Below are 21002 nucleotides of genomic sequence, written 5' to 3'. Positions count from 1 at the left end.
CGGGGGGGGCGGGCCGGTCCGCTCGTCGCCACCGGCCGGTTGGGGCGGGTCCTGACGGTCCTGCAGCGCGGCGAGCCGGCGCAGGCCGCGGTGCGCGGCGGTGCGGACGGCACCCGGGCGGCGCCCGAGCACCCGGCCGGCGGTCTCGGCGTCCAGCCCGATCACCGCCCGCAGCAGCAGCGCCTCGGCCTCCCGGGGCGGCAGCGTCGCGATCAGGGCCAGCGCGGCCTCCGTACCGATGGTCTCACCGGCCCGTTCGGCCGTGTCCGCGTCCCCGGCCAGCTCGCTCAACGCCTGCACCGGCACCGGCAGCGAGGGACGGCGACGCTGGCGGCGCAGGTGGTCCATCGCCCGGTTCCGGGCGATCGTCACCGTCCAGGCCCGGAACTCGCCGCCGGTGAAGCTGGGCAGGTCCCGGGAGATCTGCAACCAGGTCTCCGAGGCGACGTCCTCGGCGTCGGCGCCGACGAGGGCGGTGAGGTACCGCAACAGGCCCGGCTGGAGGCTGCGGTACAGGAAGCGGAAGGCCTCCTCGTCGCCGGCCTGCGCTGCGGCCACCGCCTCGCTCAGCTCAACGGTCATGCGTCCGCCACCCCCGCCGTGACCGGCAGGCCGTGCGTGACGCACCCCCGGTGCGGCAGTCGGACCCCCTCGCGCACCAACAGCCCCCCGCTGACCCCATCGCACCCCTGCCGAGCGGCCGGGCGGCATGTCTGACACACGCCGCGACAATACGGCGGTCGGCCGAATGCCGCACCGGCACCATGGGCTGGCCCGAGTCGCGCTAACGGTAGGAGTCAATGGACCGGTGGACAAGTCACCGCCTGCCGGGGAAAGAGTGAGAAATATCTAGCTGAACAATCGGCGAGTCCGTGTGACGGAAAACGACTGCGAGACGCTCCGGGCCAGGTCATCGCGGTCCGGGCGTCCCCGGTGGCCCCGTACGCCCGGCTTGCGGCCGCCAGCCGCGCCCATTGTGACAGTCGGTTCGGTTCTCGTCACCCCCCGTTCGCCGCGCCGTCGTGGCACCGGTAACGGTGCCGCCCCGGTGCCGGACGCGACGGGGAGATCGCCATGAGTTCTTTTCTGCTCCGCTGGGTACGGTATTCGGGTGTTGTCATCGGAGGTCGTGCTCAGCGGTCGCTACCGCCTGGACGAACGTGTCGCCACCGGCGGCATGGGCGACGTCTGGCGTGCCACGGACCTGATCCTGGGCCGCCAGGTCGCGGTGAAGGTGCTGCTGCCGGCGCTGGTCTCCGACCCCGACTTCATCGCCCGGTTCCGCGCCGAGGCGCGGATCATGGCCGCCCTGCGCAACCCGGGCATCGTGCAGGTTTTCGACTGCGGCGAGGACCGCCTCGCCGACGGCGGGCGCGCCGACTACCTGGTCATGGAGTTCGTCGAGGGCGAGCCGCTGTCCCGGCGGATCGAGGCCGCCGGTCACCTGGACGTCGCCGAGACGATGTCGATCGTCGCGCAGGCCGCCCAGGCGCTGCACGCCGCGCACGCCGGCGGGATCGTGCACCGCGACGTGAAGCCGAGCAACCTGCTGGTGCAGGAGGACGGCATCGTGGTGCTGGTCGACTTCGGCGTCGCCCGGTCCACCAACGTCACCAGCATCACCAGCACCAACGCGGTGCCGGGGACGGCGCTCTACATGGCGCCGGAGCAGGCGTCCGGCCGTCCCGTCTCCGCCGCCACCGACATCTACGCGCTCGGCGCGGTCGCGTACTGCTGCCTCACCGGTGGGCCGCCGTTCACCGGCGACAACCCGCTCCAGGTCGCGGTGCGGCACCTGGACGACGAGCCGCCGGCGCTGCCGGAGGAGATCCCGGCGACGGTGCACGCGCTGGTGTCGCGGGCCCTGGCCAAGGACCCGGCCGACCGGTTCGCCACCGGGGCCGAGATGGCCGCCGCGGCCCGGGCCGCGCTGCGCGACGGCGCCGCGACGACCGCGTTCGTCCCCCCGGCGCTGCGTGGCGCGGCGGGCCCGGCGACCACCACCCGGGGCGACGTGCCGGCGCTCCCGGCGGCCGCCACCGTGGCGTCGACGCGGGGCCGCGGCCGGCGCGGCTCGCTGGTCGGCGCGCTCGCGGCGGTGCTGGTGGCACTCACCGCGCTGGGCGCGGCGCTCGGCGCGGCCCAGGAGACCGGCGACGGGGCGACCAACATCAAGAGCACCTCGCCGGCCGTGGTCCCGAGCGAAGAGGGGGAACCGTCGGCGATCCCCGAGGAGACCGCCACGGGTCAGCCGAGCCGGCCGAACCGCACCTGGAACCCGCGCAACCGGCCCTCGACCACCGTCACGGTCCCGCCGTCGCCGGGGCCGAGCGGATCGGCGGAGCCGCAGCCGACCTCGGTGCCGACGACCACGCCGGCCGGCCCGCCGACCACCACGGCGCCGCCCGATCCGGTGCCGACCACCACGGCGCCGCCCGATCCGGTGCCGACCACCACGGCGCCCGCGGACGGGAACCCGCCGCTGGCGGGCAGCTGACGGATTCGACATCGCCACCGCCATTAGCCGCAAAATCGGACTTTAAACCTCATACAGGCCCTAAGCTCCCGGGCAGGAGTCACTTACTGCCACGGGAGTGAACGTGCGCGTTGAGAAGCTGGTCGTCATCGGTCAGGGGTACGTCGGTCTGCCACTGGCGATGCGTGCCGTCGAGGCGGGGCTGGACGTGGTCGGCCTCGACGTCGACGCCGACCGGGTCAAGCGGCTCGCCACCGGCGAGTCGTTCGTCGAGGACATCACCGCCGAACGGCTCGGCCGGGCGCTGGGCAGCGGCCGCTACCGGCCGAGCACGGAGTACACCGACGCCGAGGGCTTCGACATCTGCGTGATCACCGTCCCGACCCCGCTGCGCGACGGCGCTCCCGACCTCAGCTACGTCGAGCAGGCCGGCCACGGCATCGGCCCATACGTCCGGGCCGGCTGCACGGTGGTCCTGGAGTCGACCACCTACCCCGGCACCACCGAGGACGTGCTCCGGCCGCTGCTGGAGTCGGCCAGCGGCCTGCGCAGCCCCGGCGACTTCCACCTCGGCTACAGCCCGGAGCGGATCGACCCGGGCAACCGCACCTGGCGGCTGGAGAACACCCCCAAGGTGGTCTCCGGCGTCGACGGCGCCTCCTTGCGCCGGGTCGACGACTTCTACCGGCGCCTGGTGGAGCGGACCGTCCCGGTGGACTCGACCCGGGTCGCCGAGCTGACCAAGCTGATCGAGAACACCTTCCGGCAGGTCAACATCGCGCTGATCAACGAGCTGGCGATCGCCTCCCACCACCTGGGGATCGACGTCTGGCAGGCGATCGACGCCGCCTCCTCCAAGCCGTTCGGCTTCATGCCGTTCCGGCCCGGCCCGGGTGTGGGCGGCCACTGCCTGCCGATCGACCCGTGCTACCTGTCCTGGCAGGTGAAGCGGACGATGGGCCGGCAGTTCCGGTTCATCGAGCTGGCCGACGACATCAACCACCAGATGCCCGAGCACGTGGCCCAGCGGGTGATGGCCGGGCTGAACCGGGTGGGCCGCTCGGTCAACGGGGCCCGGCTGCTGCTGCTGGGCCTGGCGTACAAGAAGAACACCGGCGACATGCGCGACTCCCCCGCCGTGGACGTGGCCCGGCGGCTCAACGACCTCGGCGCCGAAGTGCGCGCGGTCGAGCCGTACGCCGAGCCGCAGCACATCCCCGGCGGGGTGACCGTGGTCGACCTGACCGAGCGGGAGGTCGCCGAGGCCGACGCCGTGGTCGTGGTGACCGACCACGACAGCTTCGACTACGACCTGGTGGCCCGGCACGCCCGGTACGTCTTCGACACCCGGGACCGCTGTCGGGGCGCGATGGTGGAGCGGCTCTGACCCGTACGGTGGTGGCCGGTCCCGCCCGGGACCGGCCATCACCGGTTACTCCGCGCCGAGTGCCTCGACCACCGGCCGGCCCAACGCCCGGCGGGCCGGCAGCACGGAGGCGAGCAGGGCGGCCAGCACCGCCACCGCGAGCATCAGCCCGAGCCGCCCCCAGGGCAGCACCAGGGTGAACTCCCCGCCGATCTTCGCCACGAAGGCCATCGCGCCGGCGCTGACCCCGGCGCCCAGCGCCATCCCGAGCACCGCCCCGACCAGCGCCATCAGCACCGCCTCGACGGCCAGCATGGCCCGCATCCGGCCCCGGGTGAGACCGACCGCCCGCAGCACGGCATTCTCCCGGGTCCGCTCCACCACCGAGAGGCTCAGCGTGTTCGCCACGCCGACCAGGGCGATCACCACCGCCAGGCCGAGCAGCGCGGTGACGAAGGCCAGCAGCATGTCGACCGTGCCGGTGAGCATCTGCTTGTAGGCGGCCTGGTCCATCAGGTTGACCGTCGGGTACCGCGCGACGACGGTCTCGACCGCCGCCCGGGCCCGCTCGGCGGGGACCCCGGCGGCGGGATCCACCTCGGCGAGGAAGCCGCGCTGGGTCGGGAAGAGCCGGGCGAAGTCGGCGTCGACCATGTCGACCACGTGTCCCGCGGCCACCCCGGGGTCGGCCTGGGCGGCCTCGTCGGCGGTCACCACCGCGACCACCCGGAAGGACCGGCCGGCGAGGGTCACCGGAGCGCCGACGGTCCAGCCGCGCGCCTCGGCGAGCTGCCGGTGCACCAGCACCGCGCCCGGGCCGAGGTCGCCGTCGTCGCCGGCCACCGTGCCGGTCAGGGTACGGCCGACCAGCGCCGGATGGGCGGCGCGGATCTCCACCCCGTCGACGACCCGGCTGCGCCGCTCGTGCACCACCCCCAGCTCCGGCCGGGCGGCCAGCTCGTCGGCGAGTGCCGCCGGCAGGTCGCTGCCGACGCCGGTGACCAGGTAGTCGACGCCGATCTGGGCGTCCACGGCGCGTTGGATGCCCACCTTCACGCTGCCGGCGCCGACCACGAACGCCGACACCAGACCGATCCCGATCACCAGCGCCGTGGCGGTCGCCGAGACCCGGCGCGGATTGCGGACGGCGTTGGCCACGGCCAGCCCGGCGGTGGCGCCGAGGAGCAGCCGGGCGGGCGCGCCGAAGAGCCGGACCAGAGCGGGCACCAGCACCGGGCCGTAGAGCACGATGCCGAAGAAGGTCAGCATCCCGCCGAGGGCGACCAGCGCGATCTGGCCGACGGTGGCGGCCACCGCGAGCGCGGCGACCCCGGCGGCGAAGACCAGCGCGCCGAGCGTCAGCCGGACCCGGCCGGCCCGGCGGGTCACCTGCACGGCGGCGTCGGTCAGCGCGGCCACCGGCGGGACCCGGGTGCCCTGCCAGGCGGGTACGCAGGCGGCGGCCACGGTGATCGCGGTGCCCAGCGCCATGCAGAGCAGCACCGTCGAGCGGGTCAGCATGACCTCGCCGGTGAACGGCAGGTCCAGCGTGGACAGCCCCGCCGCCAGGCCGGCGGCCAGGCCGGCGCCGGCCAGCACCCCCAGCACCGAGGCGCTCAGCCCGAGCACCGCCGACTCCAGCAGGGTGGCCCGGAAGACCTGCCCCCGGGTGGCGCCGACCAGCCGGAGCAGGGCGGTACGCCGGGTCCGCTGGGCGAGCACGATGGCGAAGGTGTTGGCGATGACGAACCCGGCCACCACCACCGCGACCCCGGCGAAGGTCAGCAGGATCATGCCGAACTGCTTCCGGTCGCGGACCGCGTCGTTGACCGAGTCGTCGAGGATCTGCTGACGGGACTTCACGGTGGCGCCGGTGGCGGCCAGCCCGGCCAGCCACTCGGCCACCACCTCGCGGGACGTGCCCGGGGCGACGGCCACCATGATCCGGCCGTACCCGCGCTCCCCGGTCACCGCCAGGGCGTCGGCGCCCACCAGGCCGATGAAGGGTCCGGCGCCGTCGCGGGCGGGGCCGGCCACGTCGACGGCGCCGACCAGGGTGGACGCCCGGGCGGCCCCGGTGGAGCCGCCCACCTGGACCGGCTCGCCGCGGGCGAAGCCCTCCTCGCGCACGGTGGACACGTCGAGGACGACCTCGCCGGCGCGGGCCGGCAACCGGCCGGCGGTGAGGTCGTACGAGCGCAGGGCCGGGTCGGTGGGGATCGCGGCGAGCACCCCGTAGCCGAGCACCGGGCGGCCGTCCGAGCCGACCACCCCGCCGGAACCGGTCAGCTCCCCCTCGGCGGCGGCCACCCCGTCGACCGCGCGCACCCGGTCGACCCGGGCGGGCGGGAGGGGGTCCGGGCCGGCGTACACCCCGAGGCCGGTGTGCCGGTCGAAGGCGCCGGCCCGGTCGTACGCGCCGGCCCGCATGCCGTCGGTGAGCATCAGGGTGCCGGCGACGAAGCCCACGCCGAGCACGATCGCCAGGGAGGAGAGCAGCAGCCGCAGCGCGTCGGCGCGCAACGAGCGCAGGGTCAACCGGATCATCGCGGTCACCGCCCCCGCGCCGGGGCGACCGGGTCGAGGCCGGCGAGCGCGTCCAGGATCCGCTCGGCGGTCGGCGCGGCCAGCTCGCGGACCAGCCGGCCGTCGGAGAGGAAGACCACCCGGTCGGCGTACGCGGCGGCCACCGGGTCGTGGGTCACCATGACCACGGTCTGGCCGAGGGTGTCCACGGCCTCCCGGAGCAGCCCCAGCACCTCGGCGCCCGAGCGGGAGTCCAGGTTGCCGGTCGGCTCGTCGGCGAAGACCACCCACGGGCGGGGGACCAGCGCCCGGGCGACGGCCACCCGCTGCTGCTGCCCGCCGGCGAGCTCGGCCGGCCGGTGCCCGAGCCGGTCGGCCAGGCCGACCGCCGCGACCACCTGCCGCAGCCAGGCCGGATCCGCCCGCCGGCCCGCGATGGCCAGCGGCAGGAGGATGTTCTCCTCGGCGGTCAGCGCCGGCAGCAGGTTGAACTTCTGGAAGACGAAGCCGATCCGGTCCCGGCGCAGCAGGGTGAGCCGCTTGTCGTCGAGGCGGGCGGTCTCGGTGTCGCCGAGCCGGACGGTGCCCGCCGTGGGACTGTCGAGGCCGGCCAGGCAGTGCATCAGCGTCGACTTGCCCGAGCCGGACGGGCCCATGATGGCGGTGAACCGGCCGGCGGCGAAGTCGACGTCGACGCCGTCGAGGGCGACGACGCGGGCGGCGCCGCGCCCGTACTCCTTGCGCAGGCCGCGGGCGGTGACCGCGACACCGGTACGGGCCGGGACGGGTGGGGCGAGGGACATGCGGAGACTCCCCGTGCAGTCGGTGACCAGGACGTCTCCGACGCTATGGAGCGCCGCCCGCGGTGGCGTCCGCCCGCGCGGTCGAGGTCGGTACGCCCCGGGTCGCCCCCGACGGGGCGGACCCGTACGACCCAGGTCGTAGCGCCGGTCAGCCTCCCGGCGTGACCAGCCCGCTCTCGTAGGCCAGCACCACCGCCTGGACCCGGTCGCGGAGCTGGAGCTTGGCCAGGATCCGCCCGACGTGGGTCTTCACGGTCGCCTCGGCGACGTGCACCCGGCCGGCGATCTCGGCGTTGGACAGTCCCTGCGCGACGAGCAGCAGGATCTCCCGCTCCCGGTCGGTGAGCTGGGCCAGCCGGGGGTCCTCGGAGGGCCCCGGTCCCAACCGGTCGGCGAACCGGTCCAGCAGCCGGCGGGTGATCGACGGCGCGACCACCGAGTCACCGGCGGCGACCACCCGGATCGCGGCGAGCAGCTCCTCCGGGGGCACGTTCTTGAGCAGGAAGCCGCTCGCCCCGGCGCGCAGCGCGGCGAACGCGTCGGCCTCGGTGTCGAAGGTGGTGAGCACCAGCACCCGGGGCGGGCCGGCCGGGCGGTCCCGGCAGATCCGGCGGGTCGCCTCCACCCCGTCCATGGTGGGCATCCGGACGTCCATCACCACCACGTCCGCCTCGGTGCGGGCGAGCAGCCGCAGCGCGTCCGCGCCGTCGATGGCCTCGCCGACCACCTCCAGGTCCGGCTGGGAGTCCAGCACCATCCGGAACCCGGCACGCACCAGCGCCTGGTCGTCCACGATCACCACGCGGACCGTCATGCCGCCACCTCCGTCCCGGGGGTCGACGGTAGCGGCAGCCGCGCCTCGACGCGCCAGCCCCCGGCCAGCCGGGGGCCGGCGACGAGGCTGCCGTCGTACACGCCGACCCGCTCGCGCATGCCGACCAGGCCGTGCCCGCCGGACGGCGCGGGACCGACCGGCGGGCGGCCGTGCCCGTCGTCGACCACCCGGACCACGACGGCGTCCGGGACGTGCTCCAGGATGACCGTGACGCTCGCGCCGACCCCGGCGTGCTTGAGCGCGTTGGTCAGCGCCTCCTGCACCACCCGGTAGACGGTGAGGTCCAGGCCCGGGGGCAGCGCGGCCGGTTCGCCGGTGACCGTGTGCCGGACCCGCAGCCCGGCGTCGCGGAACCGGTCCAGCAGCGCGGGCAGTTCGGCCACCGCCGCCCGCCGGTGCTCCGGGTCGGCGGCGACGGCGTCGTCGTCCGGCGGCTCCGCCGTGGCCAGCGGCGCAGCCGTGGCGGGCGGCTCCGCCGGGCGGGGCTCCCGCAGGACGTCCACCAGCCGGCGCATCTCCTCCAGCGCCTGCCGGCCGGTGTCCGCGACCACCTTGACCGCGGCCCGGGCGGTCTCCGGGTCCTGGTCGAGCAGGTACCGGGCCCCGTCGGCCTGGACGATCATCACGGCCATGCTGTGCGCCACCACGTCGTGCAGCTCGCGGGCGATCCGGGCCCGCTCCCCCGCCACCGCGGCGCGGGCCTCGGCCTCCCGCTCGCGCTCCAGCGTGGCGGCGCGTTCCTCCAGGGTGAGCACGTACAGGCGGCGGGTCCGCACGTTCAGGGCGGCGAGCCACACCCCGCCGGTGACCAGCGCGAAGTAGATGGAGGTGGCCCACCAGGCGGCGTTGCCGACGGTCTGCGAGGCGGCCAGCACCACCCCGATCGCCGCGACGACCCCGGCCAGCACGCCGTCGCGCAGCCGCTCGGCGTACTTGACGACGCTGTAGAGGGCGATCAGCACGCCGATGTCGTAGGCCAGCGGCCCCCAGCCGGCGATCACCTGCACCATGGCGAGCCCGGCCACCACGGCGGCCACCGCCGACGGGTGGACCCGACGCCACAGCAGGGCGACCGCCATGGCGCAACCGACCAGCGTGGCGGGCACGCCGCCGGGCTGGCTCACCACGGCGGCCACGGCGAGCAGCGCCACCACGCCGGAGACGAGGACGTCGAAGGCGAGCGAGCGCAGCGGGCGGCCGAAGACGGTGCGGTTCACGGTCACCCAGCGTACGGGTCGACTCCCCGGGGCTACGGCGAGCGAGGTGCCACCCGGATGTCCTGCGCATCCTGTGCGGAGAACCATGCCTCGAGTTCGGCGCCGTCGAGCGACCGGGTCGCGGCCTGATCGACGAAGACCGGGCCGACGACGGTGCCCTTGGCACCCTCGAGCTGGCAGCCGAACATTCGCGCGCCGCTCAGCACCGCGGGCATGTTCGCGCCGCCCAACGTGCACCACCGCAGGCTCGAAAACCTGAGGTCGGCGGCGCGCAGATCGGTTCTGTAGAGCTTCGCCGAATTGAGGATCGCGTGACTGAGATCGGCCCCCCCCAGAACGGCCTCGTCGAACTGCACCGAAAACAGCCGGGCGCTGGAAAAACGCGCGTTCCGCGCCGTACAGCCGACCAGGTCAGCCTTCGCCAGGTCGGAAAAGGAGAAATCGGCGCCGTCGAGTTCGGCGTTGTTCAGGTTCGCGTCGCCAAGGTTGGCGTCCTCGCACCGCACCCCGACCAGGCAGGAATTGGCCAGGTAGGCGCCCGTCAGGTCGAGGCTGCTCAGATCCGCCCCACGGAAATCGAGAAAGTCGCCCGCCAGGTACGACGCGGTGTCCGAAGAAGCGACGCCCAGCCACTCCTCGAGCGCCGCTCTGGCGTCGGGACTGCCCGGCCAACGGATCACGTCAGCGACGCTCCGCTTGTATCTGCTCACTTGTCAAACACCACCCTGCCATCCCAGTCCGCTCGACCGGCGACCCGCCTCTTGAGATCGGCCACGGCACTCGGCGACAGATTTTTGGTGTCGATGACGACATTCTGTCCGCCGGTCACCTCGTCGGCGAGTTTCTGCTCGAAATCGTCGCCATTGTAGCGTCCTCTCATTCCCTCGGGCATTGGCTGGCCGGCGTACCGACCGGCGGGGAAGATATCGGCGGGGGCTTTGACGTCCCAGTAGTTTCCGTTGGCGTCGATGAACTCACCCTGATCCTTCTGGAATGCCGGATCGGAGTTGTCGAGTTCGGCACGGCGGATCGGACCTGGGATCTTGCCCTGCGCCTCCGCCTCGAGCCCGACCTCCGCCTCTCGGCGGGACTTCGCGCTGATGTTGCCGTTGTGGGCCGGGTCGGCGGCGAGTTCCTCCAGCCGACGCGCGTACTCGGGGGTGCCGGGTGCGGGAGTGCGGTGACCGTCGTCGTTGCCGCCGGGCCTGCCCTGCCCTGCGCCGGGGTCTCCGCCCGGGCGGCCCTGCCGTGCCTCCTGGGCGGTGATCTCCTGCGCCCTCGTGACGTTGTCGGGCACCTCGCCCGAACCGCGTCGTCGCGGGGTCGGGGTGCCGCTCGCACCGTCACCGTGGCCCGGGTGCATCGGCCCCGGGCCGTCACCGTGCCCGCCGGGAGGCGTCCTCGGTCTCACCATCGTCCGGCCTAGCCGTTCAGCAGCCGGGCGAGGTTGGTGAGGCTGGAGATCAGGGCGGCCCGGCCTAGCCGTTCAGCAGCCGGGCGAGGTTGGTGAGGCTGGAGATCAGGGCGGCGACGTAGGTCGCAATTCGTCCGGCCCACTTGACCACGGCCGCCGCGATCTGCGACGCGATCACCGGGATCGTGACGACGAAGATCGCCTCGACCGCCCAGACGACCACGCGCGCCACCAGGTCGGCGATGAGATCGCGCACGACGTCACGGGTGAACGCCACCAGGTTTCCGGCGGCCTGGGTGGCCGCGGCCATCGCGGCGGAGATGCCGCCCAGCCCGTCGAGCGCCGTCACGTTGTGCGCCATCAGGCTCCGGTACGCACTGGCAGCCTGCCCCTGCCAGTGCGGGATGTCCGCGCCCAGGTGCGACTCAAGGCCGGTGGCCATGCTCAGGAGTTCGGCCGCCATGTTCTCCCAGGTCGCCGCGTGCGAGGCCACCACGTCGGGCATTCCGGTGAGGTCGTCGAGGATCTGCCGCAGCGGCTCGAAGTACTCCATCGCCCAGCCCAGCCCGTTGGCCAGCAGCGCGCTGAACGGATCCATCACGGTCGCGGTGACCTCGACCCCGAACGCCGCACCGGCCAGCAGGTCGTCGACCCAGCCCGCGCTGTGGATGGCGTCGACCAGCCCCTGGAAGCTGTCGGGCAGCGCCGCCCCGGTCCACGGTTGGCGGGTGGACCGGACGTCGGCGACCAACGACCCTTCGCTCATCGCGGCAGCCTCGCCGGATCTGCGTCCCACCGGCTCCCCGCCCTGCGGATCGTGCTGTCCGCGGCGGCGTCCGCGTCGTCGTAGTTGTCCGCGGTCGTGCGCAATCCCTTCGCGACCAGGGACAGGTTCTCCTCAACGTAGGCGATCAGCTCGTCCTGCCGGGCGTGCCGGTCCTCCAGGACTCCGGAGATCCACCCGCACAGCAACCCGTACGCCGCCTCGTTCTGTGCGATGTGCGCGCTCGCGGCCCTCACCGCCGCGAAGCGCTCGCGCAACACCTCGATGTTGCGCGCGTGCGCGCGGATCTGCTCTGCGTCGACCGCGAACCCGTCCCCCACGCGCTCACCACCCGCGGTGCCGGTCGTCGGAGCCGTCCGCGACCGGATCGGCGCCGCGCAACTGCTCCCCGACGCGCTCGGCGATCGCGCGCGCCGCCGCCGATCCGGTGCCCACGGTGTCGGCGATGATCTCCTGGGACCGGTCGGCCAGTTGCTGTCGGGCCGCACCGATGGTGTCCATGATCGTCCTGGCGACGACCTCGGGTGCGACCCGGTGGATCCGCTGGCCCAATCGCAGCTCGACCAACCGCCCCACGGAGTCGACCGTGACCTCGACCAGACGGTTGTCGTCGGCAGCCGTCACCCGCAGATCCTGCAGGCGCTCGCTCATCGCCCGGGTGTCGGCCGCCAGTTGATCGATACGGCCCTTCCACTCGGCCAACCGTTCCACCGCGCCGTCCGGGTCCAGCAAGCCGCCCGTCTCTGGAGCACCGCCCGCCATGTATCCCCTCGGTCGCTCGCCGTGATCATGGTCAGGCGGAGAAGGCTAACACGCGGGTGGCGAGGCTCGTGGTCCACTGGGGACGCACCCGTCCGGCGCCGGGCCGTCCTCGCGGTCGCCCGTTCTTCGCCGGTTGGGACCGCCCGGTCGCCTCAGATCAGCTCGCGCATCCGGTCGATCTCGACCGCCTGCTCGGTGGCCACCGAGTTGGCGAACTCGTCGAGCTGCTGGTCGACGCCGACCTTCAGCAGGTCGGTCGCCATGGTGACGGCACCCTGGTGGTGCGCGGTCATCAGCTGCACGAACAGCCGGTCGAAGTCGGCGCCCCGGGCGCCCGCGAGCCGCCGGATCGCCTCCGGCGACTGCATGCCGCGCATGGTGCCGTGGTCGTGGCCGGGCACCTCGGCCGGCAGGCCGCGGGCGCTCAGCCAGCCGCGCATCATGCCGATCTCCGGCCGCTGCGCGCCTCTGATCCGGTCGGCCACCGCCCGGATCTGCGGGCTGGCGGCTCGGCCCTCGGCCAGCTCCGCCATCGCCAGGGCCTGCTCGTGGTGCGGGATCATCATCCGCACGAACCAGACGTCCAGGGAGTTGTAGCTGGGCGAGGCGGTGTCGCGGACCTCCGCGGCCGGGCGGGCGACGGCGGACTCGCCGGGGCGGCCGGGGACGATGACGGAGGGGCCGTCAGCCGGGGCCGGGGTCGGCGACGCGACTCCGGTCGATCCGACGGCCACCGGGGCGGGACGGTCGGTGGGCCGCAGCGCGAGCCCGAGCGCCGCCAGCACCACGGCCGCGACTGTGACGACGAGCAGGGTCCGTCCACGTCGGGCGGTCATGCGACTCCCCCTCCGGTCGAGGTCGCAGCGATCGTATCCATTGACGACGACGCTTTTATGTGACTCAGATCACATCGACACCCTTCGTCGAACGGTAAGGTGTCCACAATCATCAACCCCTGTCGAAGGGCGCTGCCGATGATCAGATTTTCCCTCCCCCGACGACGCCAGCTGACGATCGTGAGCCTCGCCGCGGCCGGCCTTTTGGTGGCGAGCGTGGCCACCGCCCCGGCCGGCAACGCCGCCGTGACGCCCGACGCGGAGGCGGTCGCCACGGCCACCACCGCACCGGCCGCCACGGCCACCCCCACGCTCGGCGTGGACGAGATCTCCAGCAGCCCCAACCTGCGACAGATCGCCAACCTGCCGAAGCAGGCCCCGTTCAACACGTCGGCGGCCTTCAACAGCGACATGGCCTTCCAGGGCCGGTACGCCTTCGTCGGCAACTACGAGGGCTTCGTCATCTACGACATCGTCCGTCCCAGCGCACCGAAGGTCGTGTCCCAGGTGCTCTGCCCGGGGTCGCAGAACGACATCTCGGTCTACGGGGACCTGCTCTTCCTCTCCACCGACCAGGGCCGCAGCAACGACTCCTGCACGAGTGAGCGCCTGACCGAGACCAAACCGGAGTCTTGGGAAGGCATCAAGGTCTTCGACATCAGCGACAAGGCCAACCCGCGCTACATCAAGGCGGTCGAGACCGACTGCGGCTCGCACACCCACACGCTGGTGCCGGCCAAGGACAAGAAGTCCGTCTACCTGTACGTCTCGTCGTACCGCCCCTTGGTGGAGCTGCCGGACTGCCAGCCCCCGCACGATTCCATCTCGATCGTCAAGGTGCCGCTGAAGAAGCCGACCGACGCGGCCGTGGTGGCCATGCCGAACCTCTTCCCGGACGGCGGATACGAGGGCAGCCCGGGTCACTCGGCGACGAGCGGCTGCCACGACATCACCGCGTACCCGTCGAAGGACATCGCCGCCGGCGCCTGCATGGGCGACGGCATCCTGATGGACATCTCGGACCGGGAGGCGCCCCGGGTCATCAACCGGGTGCGCGACACGGTGAACTTCGCCTTCTGGCACTCGGCGACGTTCAACAACGCCGGCACCAAGGTCGTCTTCACCGACGAGCTGGGCGGCGGCGGCGCGGCCACCTGCAACGAGGTCGTCGGGCCGAACCGTGGCGCGGACGCCATCTACGACATCACCGGTCGCGGTGACGCCCGGACGATGATCTTCCGCAGCTACTACAAGATCCCGCGGGCCAACGCGGACACCGAGAACTGCGTGGCGCACAACGGCTCGCTGATCCCGGTGTTCGGCCGGGACATCATGGTCCAGGCGTGGTACCAGGGCGGCATCTCGGTCTGGGACTTCACCGACTCGACCAAGCCGAAGGAGATCGGGTTCTGGGAGCGCGGTCCGCTCTCGGCCACCCAGCTCACCACCGGTGGCGCCTGGTCGACGTACTACTACAACGGGCACATCTACTCCAGCGACATCCAGAAGGGCCTGGACGTGCTGGAGCTGAACGACTGGCGGACGTGGACGGCCAACCTGGTCCGGTTCCGCGAGCTGAACGTGCAGACCCAGGCCGGCTACCTGAGCTGGTAGGGCCACGTCGGAAGGGCCCGGTCCCCGTCGGGGGCCGGGCCCTTGCGCGTACGGCGGGGTCAGTCCATCGGCAGCTGGTAGCGCCGCTCCTTGCCGGTCGCGGTGACCAGGTGCACCTCGCCGCTGCGCAGCCCGTACGTCACCGACCAGCGGGTGTGGCCCTGCCGCACCTGGTCGAGGATCCGCAGCGCCGCCGGGGCGTCCACCCGGGCGCCGGAGCTCTCCAACGCGGCCGCGATGGCCCCGTACCGGCGGTCGGCGCGCCGCTCCTTTTCGGACACCCCGACCACCGGCACGTTGGTCAGCGCCTGCCAGCGGCCCTCGCCGCGCTGGACCCGCATCGTCCCGTCCACGAACTCGACCACGGCCGAGCGGCCGGTCGCGTCGGCGAGCAGGTAGTGCAGCGGCGGCCCGCCGTCGAAGTCCAGGTTGTACCGGCCGAAGACGGCCACCGCCTCGTCGACCGTGGCGGCCCGATCGAGCACCAGTCGCAGGATGCGCACCGAGCCGACCGTGGGGCGGCCCGGCACCGGAGTGACCGTCGCGTGGTCGTCGGCGGCCAGGCCGACCGCGAGCCCGCGCTCGTTCATGCCGTCGAAGGGCAGCAGCGGCGCGTCCAACAGCCGCCGGTCGCCGGTCGGATCGGCGCCGATCCCGAGGTACGACAGGTCCACCAGGGACACCGAGGCGTAGCCGTCCGGCGGGTCGGTACGCAGCACCATCGCCGGGTTGGCCGCCCAGTCGAAGTTGCGGGCGAACAGCGGCCGGGCCGGTTCGCCGCTGGCGGCGAAGAGCGAGCAGCCGAACGGGCTCGCCTCGGGCTCCGCGTCGGCGCCGACCGTCGCGTCGTACCGGCCGACGTAGGTCATCTCGTACAACGGCAGTTTGTCGACCCGGCGCAGGCTGGCCAGGGTGCGCCCGACCTCGTCGGCGTCCTGCCGGGACGCGGCCGGCACCCGGTCGCCGGCCGGCGCGGGCGGCGTGTCGTCGGTGCCGGCGCAGCCGGTGGTGGCGAGCAACAGGGCGAGCCCGGCGCCCAGGAGAGTCCTCCGCATATCTCCGGAACGCTATGGGAGACCCCGGGGGTTGTCCACCGACCGAGGGCGACACCAGTTTTCCGTTTCGGGCATCCGGGTACCTGGATCCGGACGGACGAGAGGAGAGCGCCCATGAAGCGCAACGAATACCACGTGGTGCCGAACGACGGCTCCTGGAAGGTGGAGCAGGGCAGCCGGAGCCTCGGCTCGTACGACACCAAGCACCGCGCGGTCGAGGAGGGCCGCAAGGTGGCGCACGCCAACGAGCCGAGCCAGCTCGTCGTGCACACCGCCGACGGAAAGATCGAGACCGAGTACACCTATCGGGACGATCCCTTCCCGCCCGCCGGCTGACCGGCGCGCTCCCTCCGGCGGCCTGCCGGAATCGCCTGGGTCACCGGCGGCTCCGGCAGGCCGTCGGTTCATGAGCGGGCACGGGCGTCGACGGGGTGCCGGTCGCGCCTCAGCCGGCCGGTATCCGGGCGAGCTGCTCGGCGATGGCCGCCTCGGTGAGCTCGGGCCGGCCCCCGGGCCGGCCCCCGGTGGCTCCGGCCGCGGCCACGGCGCGCCGGGCGGTACGCTCGCGCGGCTCGCCCCGCAGCAGCCCGGCGGTGAGCGCGGCGACGAAGGCGTCCCCGGCGCCCGTGGTGTCGACGGTCGGGGTCTCGCTCAGCGGCACGAAGAGATCGGCGTCGGGCCAGGCGAAGGCGTTGCCCACCCCGGCCACCTCGACGGCGACCAGGGACGGCCCGCGCCTGAGCAGTTCCCGGGCGGCGCGCAGGCCGCCGGCCGGGTCCGCCGGTGCGGCGCCGAGAAGCAGCCGTGTCTCCTGGGCGTCGGCGCGCAGGACGTCGGCGAGGGCCAGCAGCTCGACGTCGCCCGCCCGGTCCGTCGGCGCCCCGTCGAGCACCACCAGGCGGCCCGCCCGGCGGGCGCAGCGGGCCGCGGCCAGCGCCGCCGCCAGCGGTTGCTGTAGCTGCACCACCACCACCCGGGCGGTCCGCAGCAGCGCCGCGGCGGCGAGCACGTCCTCGGCGGTGAGCAGGGTGCCCGGTGGCAGATCCTGCACGTAGTGCCAGTGGCCCTGCTCGTCGACCAGGTCGACGATCAGGCCGGTCGGGGTGCCCGGCCGGCGGAGCACGGCCCGCACGTCGACGCCGTCGGCACGGGCCTGGGCCAGCAGCCCGTCACCGACCTCGTCGTCACCGAGGACACCCAGCAGTCCGATGTCGACGCCGAGCTGGGCCAGGCCGACGGCTTGGTTGGCGCCCTTGCCGCCGAGCAGCTCCCGCCGGCGTCGCACCGGCGCCGTCCCGGAGGCGGCCGGGAGCTCGTCGACCAGCAGGACGAGGTCCCGGGCCACCTGACCCACCACCATCACGTCCGGTTCCGCCATGCCGGGCTACTACCCGCCCGCGCCGCCGGCATGTCCGTCGCTGCCGGGTACCCGGATCGCCCCGCAAGTGCGGCGTCGCCCGCTCGGGGCCCGGGCTCACCGGACCGGTGCCCTGCGGGTGGGACGGGGCCCGACCAGCCGGCGGACCAGCGGGGCGGCGTTCCACCTCGCCGCCCCGACCAGGTCCCGGGCGTGCTCCAGCACGGTGTAGTCGGGGCGGGCCAGCCCGTCGGCGATGGCCCGGTCCAGGTCGTTGCCGCAGCGGGTGAGCACGCTGTCGAAGTCGCGGCGGACCGGCTCCAGCAGGTCGTAGCCGAACCGGCGGTGCAGCCGGGAGAAGAACGGCCGGTAGAGCCGGGTCCGCTCGTGCAGACCCGAGGAGTACGACATCGGGTTCTTCGGCCGCCGCCGGATGTAGTCGGGCAGCACGTCGGCGAACGCCCGCCGGACGATCCACTTCTCCTGCCCGTCGCGCATCTTGAGCGCCAGCGGCAGCCGCATCGCCAGCTCCACCACGCTGAGGTCGAGGAATGGCAACCGGGCCTCCACCCCGTGCCCCATGCTGGCCCGGTCGACCCGCTGCAACTCCGTACGGCAGAGGTTGCGGATCTTGTGGAGGAAGAGCCGGCGGGCCCGGTCGGGGCCGACCTGGTGGTACATCGGGTAGCCGCCGAACAGCTCGTCGGAGCCGTCGCCGGTGAGCACCACCTTGATCCCCAGCTCGTGCAGCCGGCGGAAGATCGGCACGGTGACCACGGCGTTGATGATGTCGCCGTACTCGGTCAGCTCGGAGATCCGGATCGCCTCGCGGACCTCGGCCAGCCGGATGTCGCGCGGGCGCAACTCGATGACCTCGTGCGGCACGCCGAGGTCGGCGGCGAGCCGCCGCGCGTACGCCACGTCAGGGCTGTCCGGCACCCCGACGGTCACCGCCACGCAGTCCGGATGCAGCTCGCGGACGTGCAGCAGCGCCAGCGAGCTGTCCAGGCCGCCGGAGAGCACCACCCCGACGGGGAGGTCGGTGTCCACCCGCATCCGGATGCTGTCGCTGATCGCGGCCCGGACGAGCAGGGCGGCCTCGTCCGGGTCGTCCACCTCGGGCAGTCCCGCGCCGAGGGCGAGCAGGTCGAGGTACGCCGCCAGCTCCACCCGCCCGTCCGGGTCGGCCCAGCCGTGGTGCCCGGGCGGCACCTCGTCGACCGGGGCGCGCAGCCCGACCAGCGCCTTGACCTCCGAGGCGACGTGCAGGCAGCCGGGCGTGCGGGCCCAGTAGAGCGGCTTGACGCCGAGCGGGTCCCGGGCCAGGTAGACCCGGCCGGTGGCGCGTTCGGCGACGGCGAAGGCCCACTCGCCGCGCAGCCGGTGCACCGCCCGCTCACCCCAGCGCAGGAACGCGGCGAGCACCACCTCGGTGTCGCTCGCGGTGCGGAACGGGTGTCCGGCCCGGGTCAGCTCGGCGCGCAGCTCGTGGTGGTTGAAGACCTCGCCGTTGTAGCAGAGGACGTACCGCCCGTCGGCGGAGGTGAACGGCTGCACGGCCCGGTCCCGGTCGACGATTCGCAGCCGCCGTACGCCGGCGAGCAGGCCGTTCTCCTGCCGGGTCTCGGTGACCTCGCCCCGGGGGGTGAGGACGGCGAGCATGCGGCGGAAGATCGCCGGGTCGGCCTCGGGGCCGGCGCTGAGCGCGATGCCGCACATCCGCCTCAGGCCCCCATCTCCGCCTCGTAGGCCGAGCGCAGCCGGGCGCGGGCGCCCGGTGCCAGGCACACGTGCCAGGCCTGCCCCTCGTCGACCACGTTGATCTCACCGGCGGCCTGCCGGGCGAGCAGGATCTCAGCGAGGGTGTCCCGGACGCCGAAGCGCGTGAACCAGGCCATCTCCACGTCCACCGCCCAGCCGAGGCAGTGCCCGCTGGGCACCATCGCGGCGTACCCGAGACGGCGCAGCTGGTACTGGTGCTCGGCGCTGCGCACCAGGCTGGTCACCCAGAGCGGCGGGGTGGCCGGCGGGGTGGCCCGGGCCAGCTCACGAGCCAGGTCGTTGAGGAGCGCCACCACCTCGCGCCGGGTGCGCCGGAACTTCACCCCCGCGGTGCGCGGGGTGGCGTCCGGGCGGAGCTTGCGGCGCACCGCCCGTACGCCCCGGCCGAGCACGGTGGTCGGCTGCTCCTGGTACCGGAAGGCGAGCAGCCCGCGCCGGCGCAGCCACTCCAGGTCGACCAGGTCCGGATGGGTGTCGACCTGGTCGTCGGTGAGGAAGGTGGTGGTGTCGCGCCACCACATCACGTCGATGCGGGAGAGCAGGTAGATCCGGACCAGCGCGGTCAGGTCGCTCGCCGAGGTCCGCTCGTTGGGCTGGTAGCGGGCCATCTCCAGCAGCAGCGTCTCGCGGGCGCCGATGAACCCCTGCGGGGTCGCGTCGAGCACCGCGGCGATCGCCGGCTCCCGCAACCGCTGGTCGAGCAGCACCTGGCGGGCCGCGCTGGACGTCGCGTCGGCGAGCGCGCCCACCTCAACCAGCAGCTCCGCCACGGCCTCGCGGTACGCGTCGAGGTCCGGCGGGGCGGTCGGCACCGCGCGGGCCGGGGCCGGCGGGGGTGACCGGCGTGCCGGGGCGGGCGAGGAGACGGACGGGCCGGGCTGGGGGCCGGAACTTCGGCTGGGCACACGCATGGTCGGGTCCTCTCCCGGTACGACACGGTGCGGATGAACCTGAAACACACCGTAAGCACCCGGAACAGGGAAAGTCCGAGCAATCCTCCCATCCACCCCTAAGGGCGACGACCGGTCGCTGTCATCCGCTGCACGTCCGCGTACGACGGCAGCGCCGGATCCGGCTCCACCGTCCCCGTCCGGACGGCGTCGGCGGTGCGGACCACGGCGGCCAGCGCCGCCCGGAAGAGCAGCGAGCCGGTGCTGACCCGGGCCACCCCGAGGCGGCCGAGCGCCGCCGGCGACGGCCCGCCCGGCTGGGCCAGAACGTTCAGCGGCGCGTCGACCGCGTCGGCCAGCCGCCGGACGACGTCCGGGTCGCCGACCCCCGGGACGAAGAGGCCGTCCGCCCCGGCCCGCCGGTAGGCCCGCGCCCGCGGCAGCGCCTGCTCCAGCGGGTCGGGCAGGCCGAGCCACCAGGCGTCGGTGCGGGCGTTGACGAAGAGCCCGGGCACCCGGGCCCGGACCGCCTCGATCTTGGCCACCACCAGGGCCGGATCGGCGAGGCTGCCGTCGGGCCGCCCGTCCTCCAGGTTGATTCCGGCCACGCCGAGGGCCGCCAGCTCGGCGGCGTAGCCGGCGACGGCCGACGGGTCGTCGCTGAAGCCGGCCTCGACGTCCACGGTCACCAGCACCGGCAACCGGACCAGCAGCTCGGCGAGGCGGAGGGTCTCCTCGGCGGTGGCCGCCAGCCCGTCCGGCCGGCCGGCGGCCGCGGCCACGCCGAGGCTGGTGGTGCCCACCGCCGGATGGCCGGCGGCGGCCAGGGCGGCGCCGGAGGCGTGATCCCAGGCGTTGGGCAGCACCAGCGGCCGGCCGGGGCGGTGCAGGGCGCGGAAGGCGGCGTGGCGGTCGCTCACCGGAGCACCGCCGGGCGGGTGCGCGGGACGCGGGGCGGGTGCTCCGGTCGGGGCGCCGGACCGGCCCGGCGTTCGCGCAGCACGTCCACCACCCCGGTGGCCAGGGCCAGCGCGTGCCGTTCACCCGGGCAGCCGTGCGGGCCGGCGCCGAAGGTCAGCACCGACCGGCCCGGCGCGAACCGGTCCGGCGCGGTGACCACCGCCGGGTCCCGGTTCGCCGCGTCGAAGCGCAGCACCAGCTCCGCGCCGGACGGGACCGGCTGCCCGCCCACCCGGGCCGGGCGGGCGGCGATCCGGCGGGTGGCGCGTACCGGCGGGTCGAGGCGCAGCACCTCGGCCAGCAGCGCCCCGGCGGTGCCCCCGTC

Annotated in this window: 21 protein-coding genes; 4 read left to right on the top strand and 17 right to left on the bottom strand. The window is 74.0% G+C overall.

The window, feature by feature from the left end; genetic code table 11:
• A partial coding sequence (locus KBX37_RS27235; RefSeq protein WP_210778747.1) for an RNA polymerase sigma factor occupies positions 1 to 582 on the bottom strand: 582 nt, incomplete at its 3' end.
• A 529-nt stretch (positions 583 to 1111) separates the two neighbouring features.
• On the opposite strand from KBX37_RS27235, the gene KBX37_RS27230 reads away from it, so the two are divergent.
• A complete protein-coding gene (locus KBX37_RS27230; protein WP_210778746.1) occupies positions 1112 to 2497 on the top strand; it encodes a serine/threonine-protein kinase in 1386 nt (461 codons plus the stop codon).
• 103 nt (positions 2498 to 2600) lie between these two features.
• Positions 2601 to 3863, top strand: a complete 1263-nt coding sequence (locus KBX37_RS27225) for a nucleotide sugar dehydrogenase (protein ID WP_210778745.1) — start codon at positions 2601 to 2603, stop codon at positions 3861 to 3863.
• A gap of 45 nt (positions 3864 to 3908) precedes the next feature.
• Here KBX37_RS27225 and KBX37_RS27220 read toward each other — a convergent pair whose 3' ends face one another.
• The 10 genes from KBX37_RS27220 to KBX37_RS27175 form a co-directional block, all read right to left on the bottom strand.
• The gene (locus KBX37_RS27220) at positions 3909 to 6389 is read right to left on the bottom strand and encodes an ABC transporter permease (protein WP_210778744.1); all 2481 of its coding nucleotides are present in this window, start codon (positions 6387 to 6389) and stop codon (positions 3909 to 3911) included.
• A 5-nt stretch (positions 6390 to 6394) separates the two neighbouring features.
• Positions 6395 to 7171 (bottom strand): ABC transporter ATP-binding protein, encoded by a 777-nt coding sequence (locus KBX37_RS27215; RefSeq protein WP_210778743.1) that lies wholly within the window; start codon positions 7169 to 7171, stop codon positions 6395 to 6397.
• Between the two features lie 148 nt (positions 7172 to 7319).
• Positions 7320 to 7985 (bottom strand): response regulator transcription factor, encoded by a 666-nt coding sequence (locus KBX37_RS27210; protein WP_210778742.1) that lies wholly within the window; start codon positions 7983 to 7985, stop codon positions 7320 to 7322.
• Positions 7982 to 9229 (bottom strand): sensor histidine kinase, encoded by a 1248-nt coding sequence (locus KBX37_RS27205; RefSeq protein ID WP_210778741.1) that lies wholly within the window; start codon positions 9227 to 9229, stop codon positions 7982 to 7984. The genes KBX37_RS27210 and KBX37_RS27205 overlap by 4 nt, the downstream gene beginning before the upstream one ends.
• Positions 9230 to 9255: 26 nt before the next feature.
• Positions 9256 to 9903: a pentapeptide repeat-containing protein gene (locus tag KBX37_RS27200; protein WP_210778740.1), complete on the bottom strand. Its 648-nt coding sequence runs from the start codon at positions 9901 to 9903 to the stop codon at positions 9256 to 9258.
• Between the two features lie 26 nt (positions 9904 to 9929).
• Positions 9930 to 10520, bottom strand: coding sequence for a hypothetical protein (locus KBX37_RS27195; RefSeq protein ID WP_210778739.1), 591 nt, complete (start codon positions 10518 to 10520; stop codon positions 9930 to 9932).
• 181 nt (positions 10521 to 10701) lie between these two features.
• Positions 10702 to 11403, bottom strand: a complete 702-nt coding sequence (locus KBX37_RS27190) for a WXG100 family type VII secretion target (protein WP_210778738.1) — start codon at positions 11401 to 11403, stop codon at positions 10702 to 10704.
• Positions 11400 to 11741 carry a type VII secretion target gene (locus KBX37_RS27185; RefSeq protein ID WP_210778737.1) on the bottom strand — a complete coding sequence of 114 codons (342 nt, stop codon included), beginning with the start codon at positions 11739 to 11741 and terminating at the stop codon, positions 11400 to 11402. The genes KBX37_RS27190 and KBX37_RS27185 overlap by 4 nt, the downstream gene beginning before the upstream one ends.
• 4 nt (positions 11742 to 11745) lie before the next feature.
• Positions 11746 to 12183, bottom strand: coding sequence for a YbaB/EbfC family nucleoid-associated protein (locus KBX37_RS27180; RefSeq protein WP_210778736.1), 438 nt, complete (start codon positions 12181 to 12183; stop codon positions 11746 to 11748).
• 152 nt (positions 12184 to 12335) lie between these two features.
• Entirely contained in the window at positions 12336 to 13019 is a 684-nt protein-coding gene (locus tag KBX37_RS27175) for a DUF305 domain-containing protein (RefSeq protein ID WP_210778735.1), read from the bottom strand.
• Between the two features lie 138 nt (positions 13020 to 13157).
• Between KBX37_RS27175 and KBX37_RS27170 the strand changes: the two genes are divergently transcribed.
• Positions 13158 to 14633 (top strand): LVIVD repeat-containing protein, encoded by a 1476-nt coding sequence (locus KBX37_RS27170; RefSeq protein WP_210778734.1) that lies wholly within the window; start codon positions 13158 to 13160, stop codon positions 14631 to 14633.
• Positions 14634 to 14692: 59 nt separating this feature from the next.
• Here KBX37_RS27170 and KBX37_RS27165 read toward each other — a convergent pair whose 3' ends face one another.
• The gene (locus KBX37_RS27165) at positions 14693 to 15688 is read right to left on the bottom strand and encodes a linear amide C-N hydrolase (RefSeq protein WP_210778733.1); all 996 of its coding nucleotides are present in this window, start codon (positions 15686 to 15688) and stop codon (positions 14693 to 14695) included.
• A gap of 114 nt (positions 15689 to 15802) precedes the next feature.
• On the opposite strand from KBX37_RS27165, the gene KBX37_RS27160 reads away from it, so the two are divergent.
• The gene (locus KBX37_RS27160) at positions 15803 to 16024 is read left to right on the top strand and encodes a DUF2188 domain-containing protein (RefSeq protein WP_210778732.1); all 222 of its coding nucleotides are present in this window, start codon (positions 15803 to 15805) and stop codon (positions 16022 to 16024) included.
• A 109-nt stretch (positions 16025 to 16133) separates the two neighbouring features.
• On the opposite strand, the gene KBX37_RS27155 is transcribed toward KBX37_RS27160, so the two are convergent.
• The 5 genes from KBX37_RS27155 to KBX37_RS27135 all read right to left on the bottom strand — a co-directional run.
• Positions 16134 to 17066 (bottom strand): PfkB family carbohydrate kinase, encoded by a 933-nt coding sequence (locus KBX37_RS27155; RefSeq protein WP_210778731.1) that lies wholly within the window; start codon positions 17064 to 17066, stop codon positions 16134 to 16136.
• Positions 17067 to 17162: 96 nt separating this feature from the next.
• The gene (locus KBX37_RS27150; RefSeq protein ID WP_210778730.1) at positions 17163 to 18764 is read right to left on the bottom strand and encodes an asparagine synthetase B; all 1602 of its coding nucleotides are present in this window, start codon (positions 18762 to 18764) and stop codon (positions 17163 to 17165) included.
• A gap of 5 nt (positions 18765 to 18769) precedes the next feature.
• Positions 18770 to 19738 (bottom strand): hypothetical protein, encoded by a 969-nt coding sequence (locus KBX37_RS27145; RefSeq protein WP_210778729.1) that lies wholly within the window; start codon positions 19736 to 19738, stop codon positions 18770 to 18772.
• A 98-nt stretch (positions 19739 to 19836) separates the two neighbouring features.
• Entirely contained in the window at positions 19837 to 20637 is an 801-nt protein-coding gene (locus tag KBX37_RS27140; RefSeq protein WP_210778728.1) for an isocitrate lyase/phosphoenolpyruvate mutase family protein, read from the bottom strand.
• Positions 20634 to 21002 (bottom strand): cytochrome P450 (locus tag KBX37_RS27135; protein WP_210778727.1); only part of this gene is annotated, 369 nt, incomplete at its 5' end. The genes KBX37_RS27135 and KBX37_RS27140, both read right to left, overlap by 4 nt.

The sequence above is a fragment of the Micromonospora sp. U56 genome, from assembly GCF_018070095.1.
GTDB classification, from domain to species: domain Bacteria; phylum Actinomycetota; class Actinomycetes; order Mycobacteriales; family Micromonosporaceae; genus Micromonospora; species Micromonospora purpureochromogenes.
Note: the sequence above shows the minus strand (reverse complement) of the source record. Positions and strands in the feature narration are given on the sequence as shown.

Bases quoted from the DNA above. Each gene is read 5' to 3' on its own strand.
- KBX37_RS27220 (WP_210778744.1), bottom strand. From the start codon at position 6,389: ATGATCCGGTTGACCCTGCGCTCGTTGCGCGCCGACGCGCTGCGGCTG.
- KBX37_RS27215 (WP_210778743.1), bottom strand. From the start codon at position 7,171: ATGTCCCTCGCCCCACCCGTCCCGGCCCGTACCGGTGTCGCGGTCACC.
- KBX37_RS27210 (WP_210778742.1), bottom strand. From the start codon at position 7,985: ATGACGGTCCGCGTGGTGATCGTGGACGACCAGGCGCTGGTGCGTGCC.
- KBX37_RS27190 (WP_210778738.1), bottom strand. From the start codon at position 11,403: ATGAGCGAAGGGTCGTTGGTCGCCGACGTCCGGTCCACCCGCCAACCG.
- KBX37_RS27180 (WP_210778736.1), bottom strand. From the start codon at position 12,183: ATGGCGGGCGGTGCTCCAGAGACGGGCGGCTTGCTGGACCCGGACGGC.
- KBX37_RS27175 (WP_210778735.1), bottom strand. From the start codon at position 13,019: ATGACCGCCCGACGTGGACGGACCCTGCTCGTCGTCACAGTCGCGGCC.
- KBX37_RS27170 (WP_210778734.1), top strand. From the start codon at position 13,158: ATGATCAGATTTTCCCTCCCCCGACGACGCCAGCTGACGATCGTGAGC.
- KBX37_RS27165 (WP_210778733.1), bottom strand. From the start codon at position 15,688: ATGCGGAGGACTCTCCTGGGCGCCGGGCTCGCCCTGTTGCTCGCCACC.
- KBX37_RS27160 (WP_210778732.1), top strand. From the start codon at position 15,803: ATGAAGCGCAACGAATACCACGTGGTGCCGAACGACGGCTCCTGGAAG.
- KBX37_RS27155 (WP_210778731.1), bottom strand. From the start codon at position 17,066: ATGGCGGAACCGGACGTGATGGTGGTGGGTCAGGTGGCCCGGGACCTC.
- KBX37_RS27150 (WP_210778730.1), bottom strand. From the start codon at position 18,764: ATGTGCGGCATCGCGCTCAGCGCCGGCCCCGAGGCCGACCCGGCGATC.
- KBX37_RS27145 (WP_210778729.1), bottom strand. From the start codon at position 19,738: ATGCGTGTGCCCAGCCGAAGTTCCGGCCCCCAGCCCGGCCCGTCCGTC.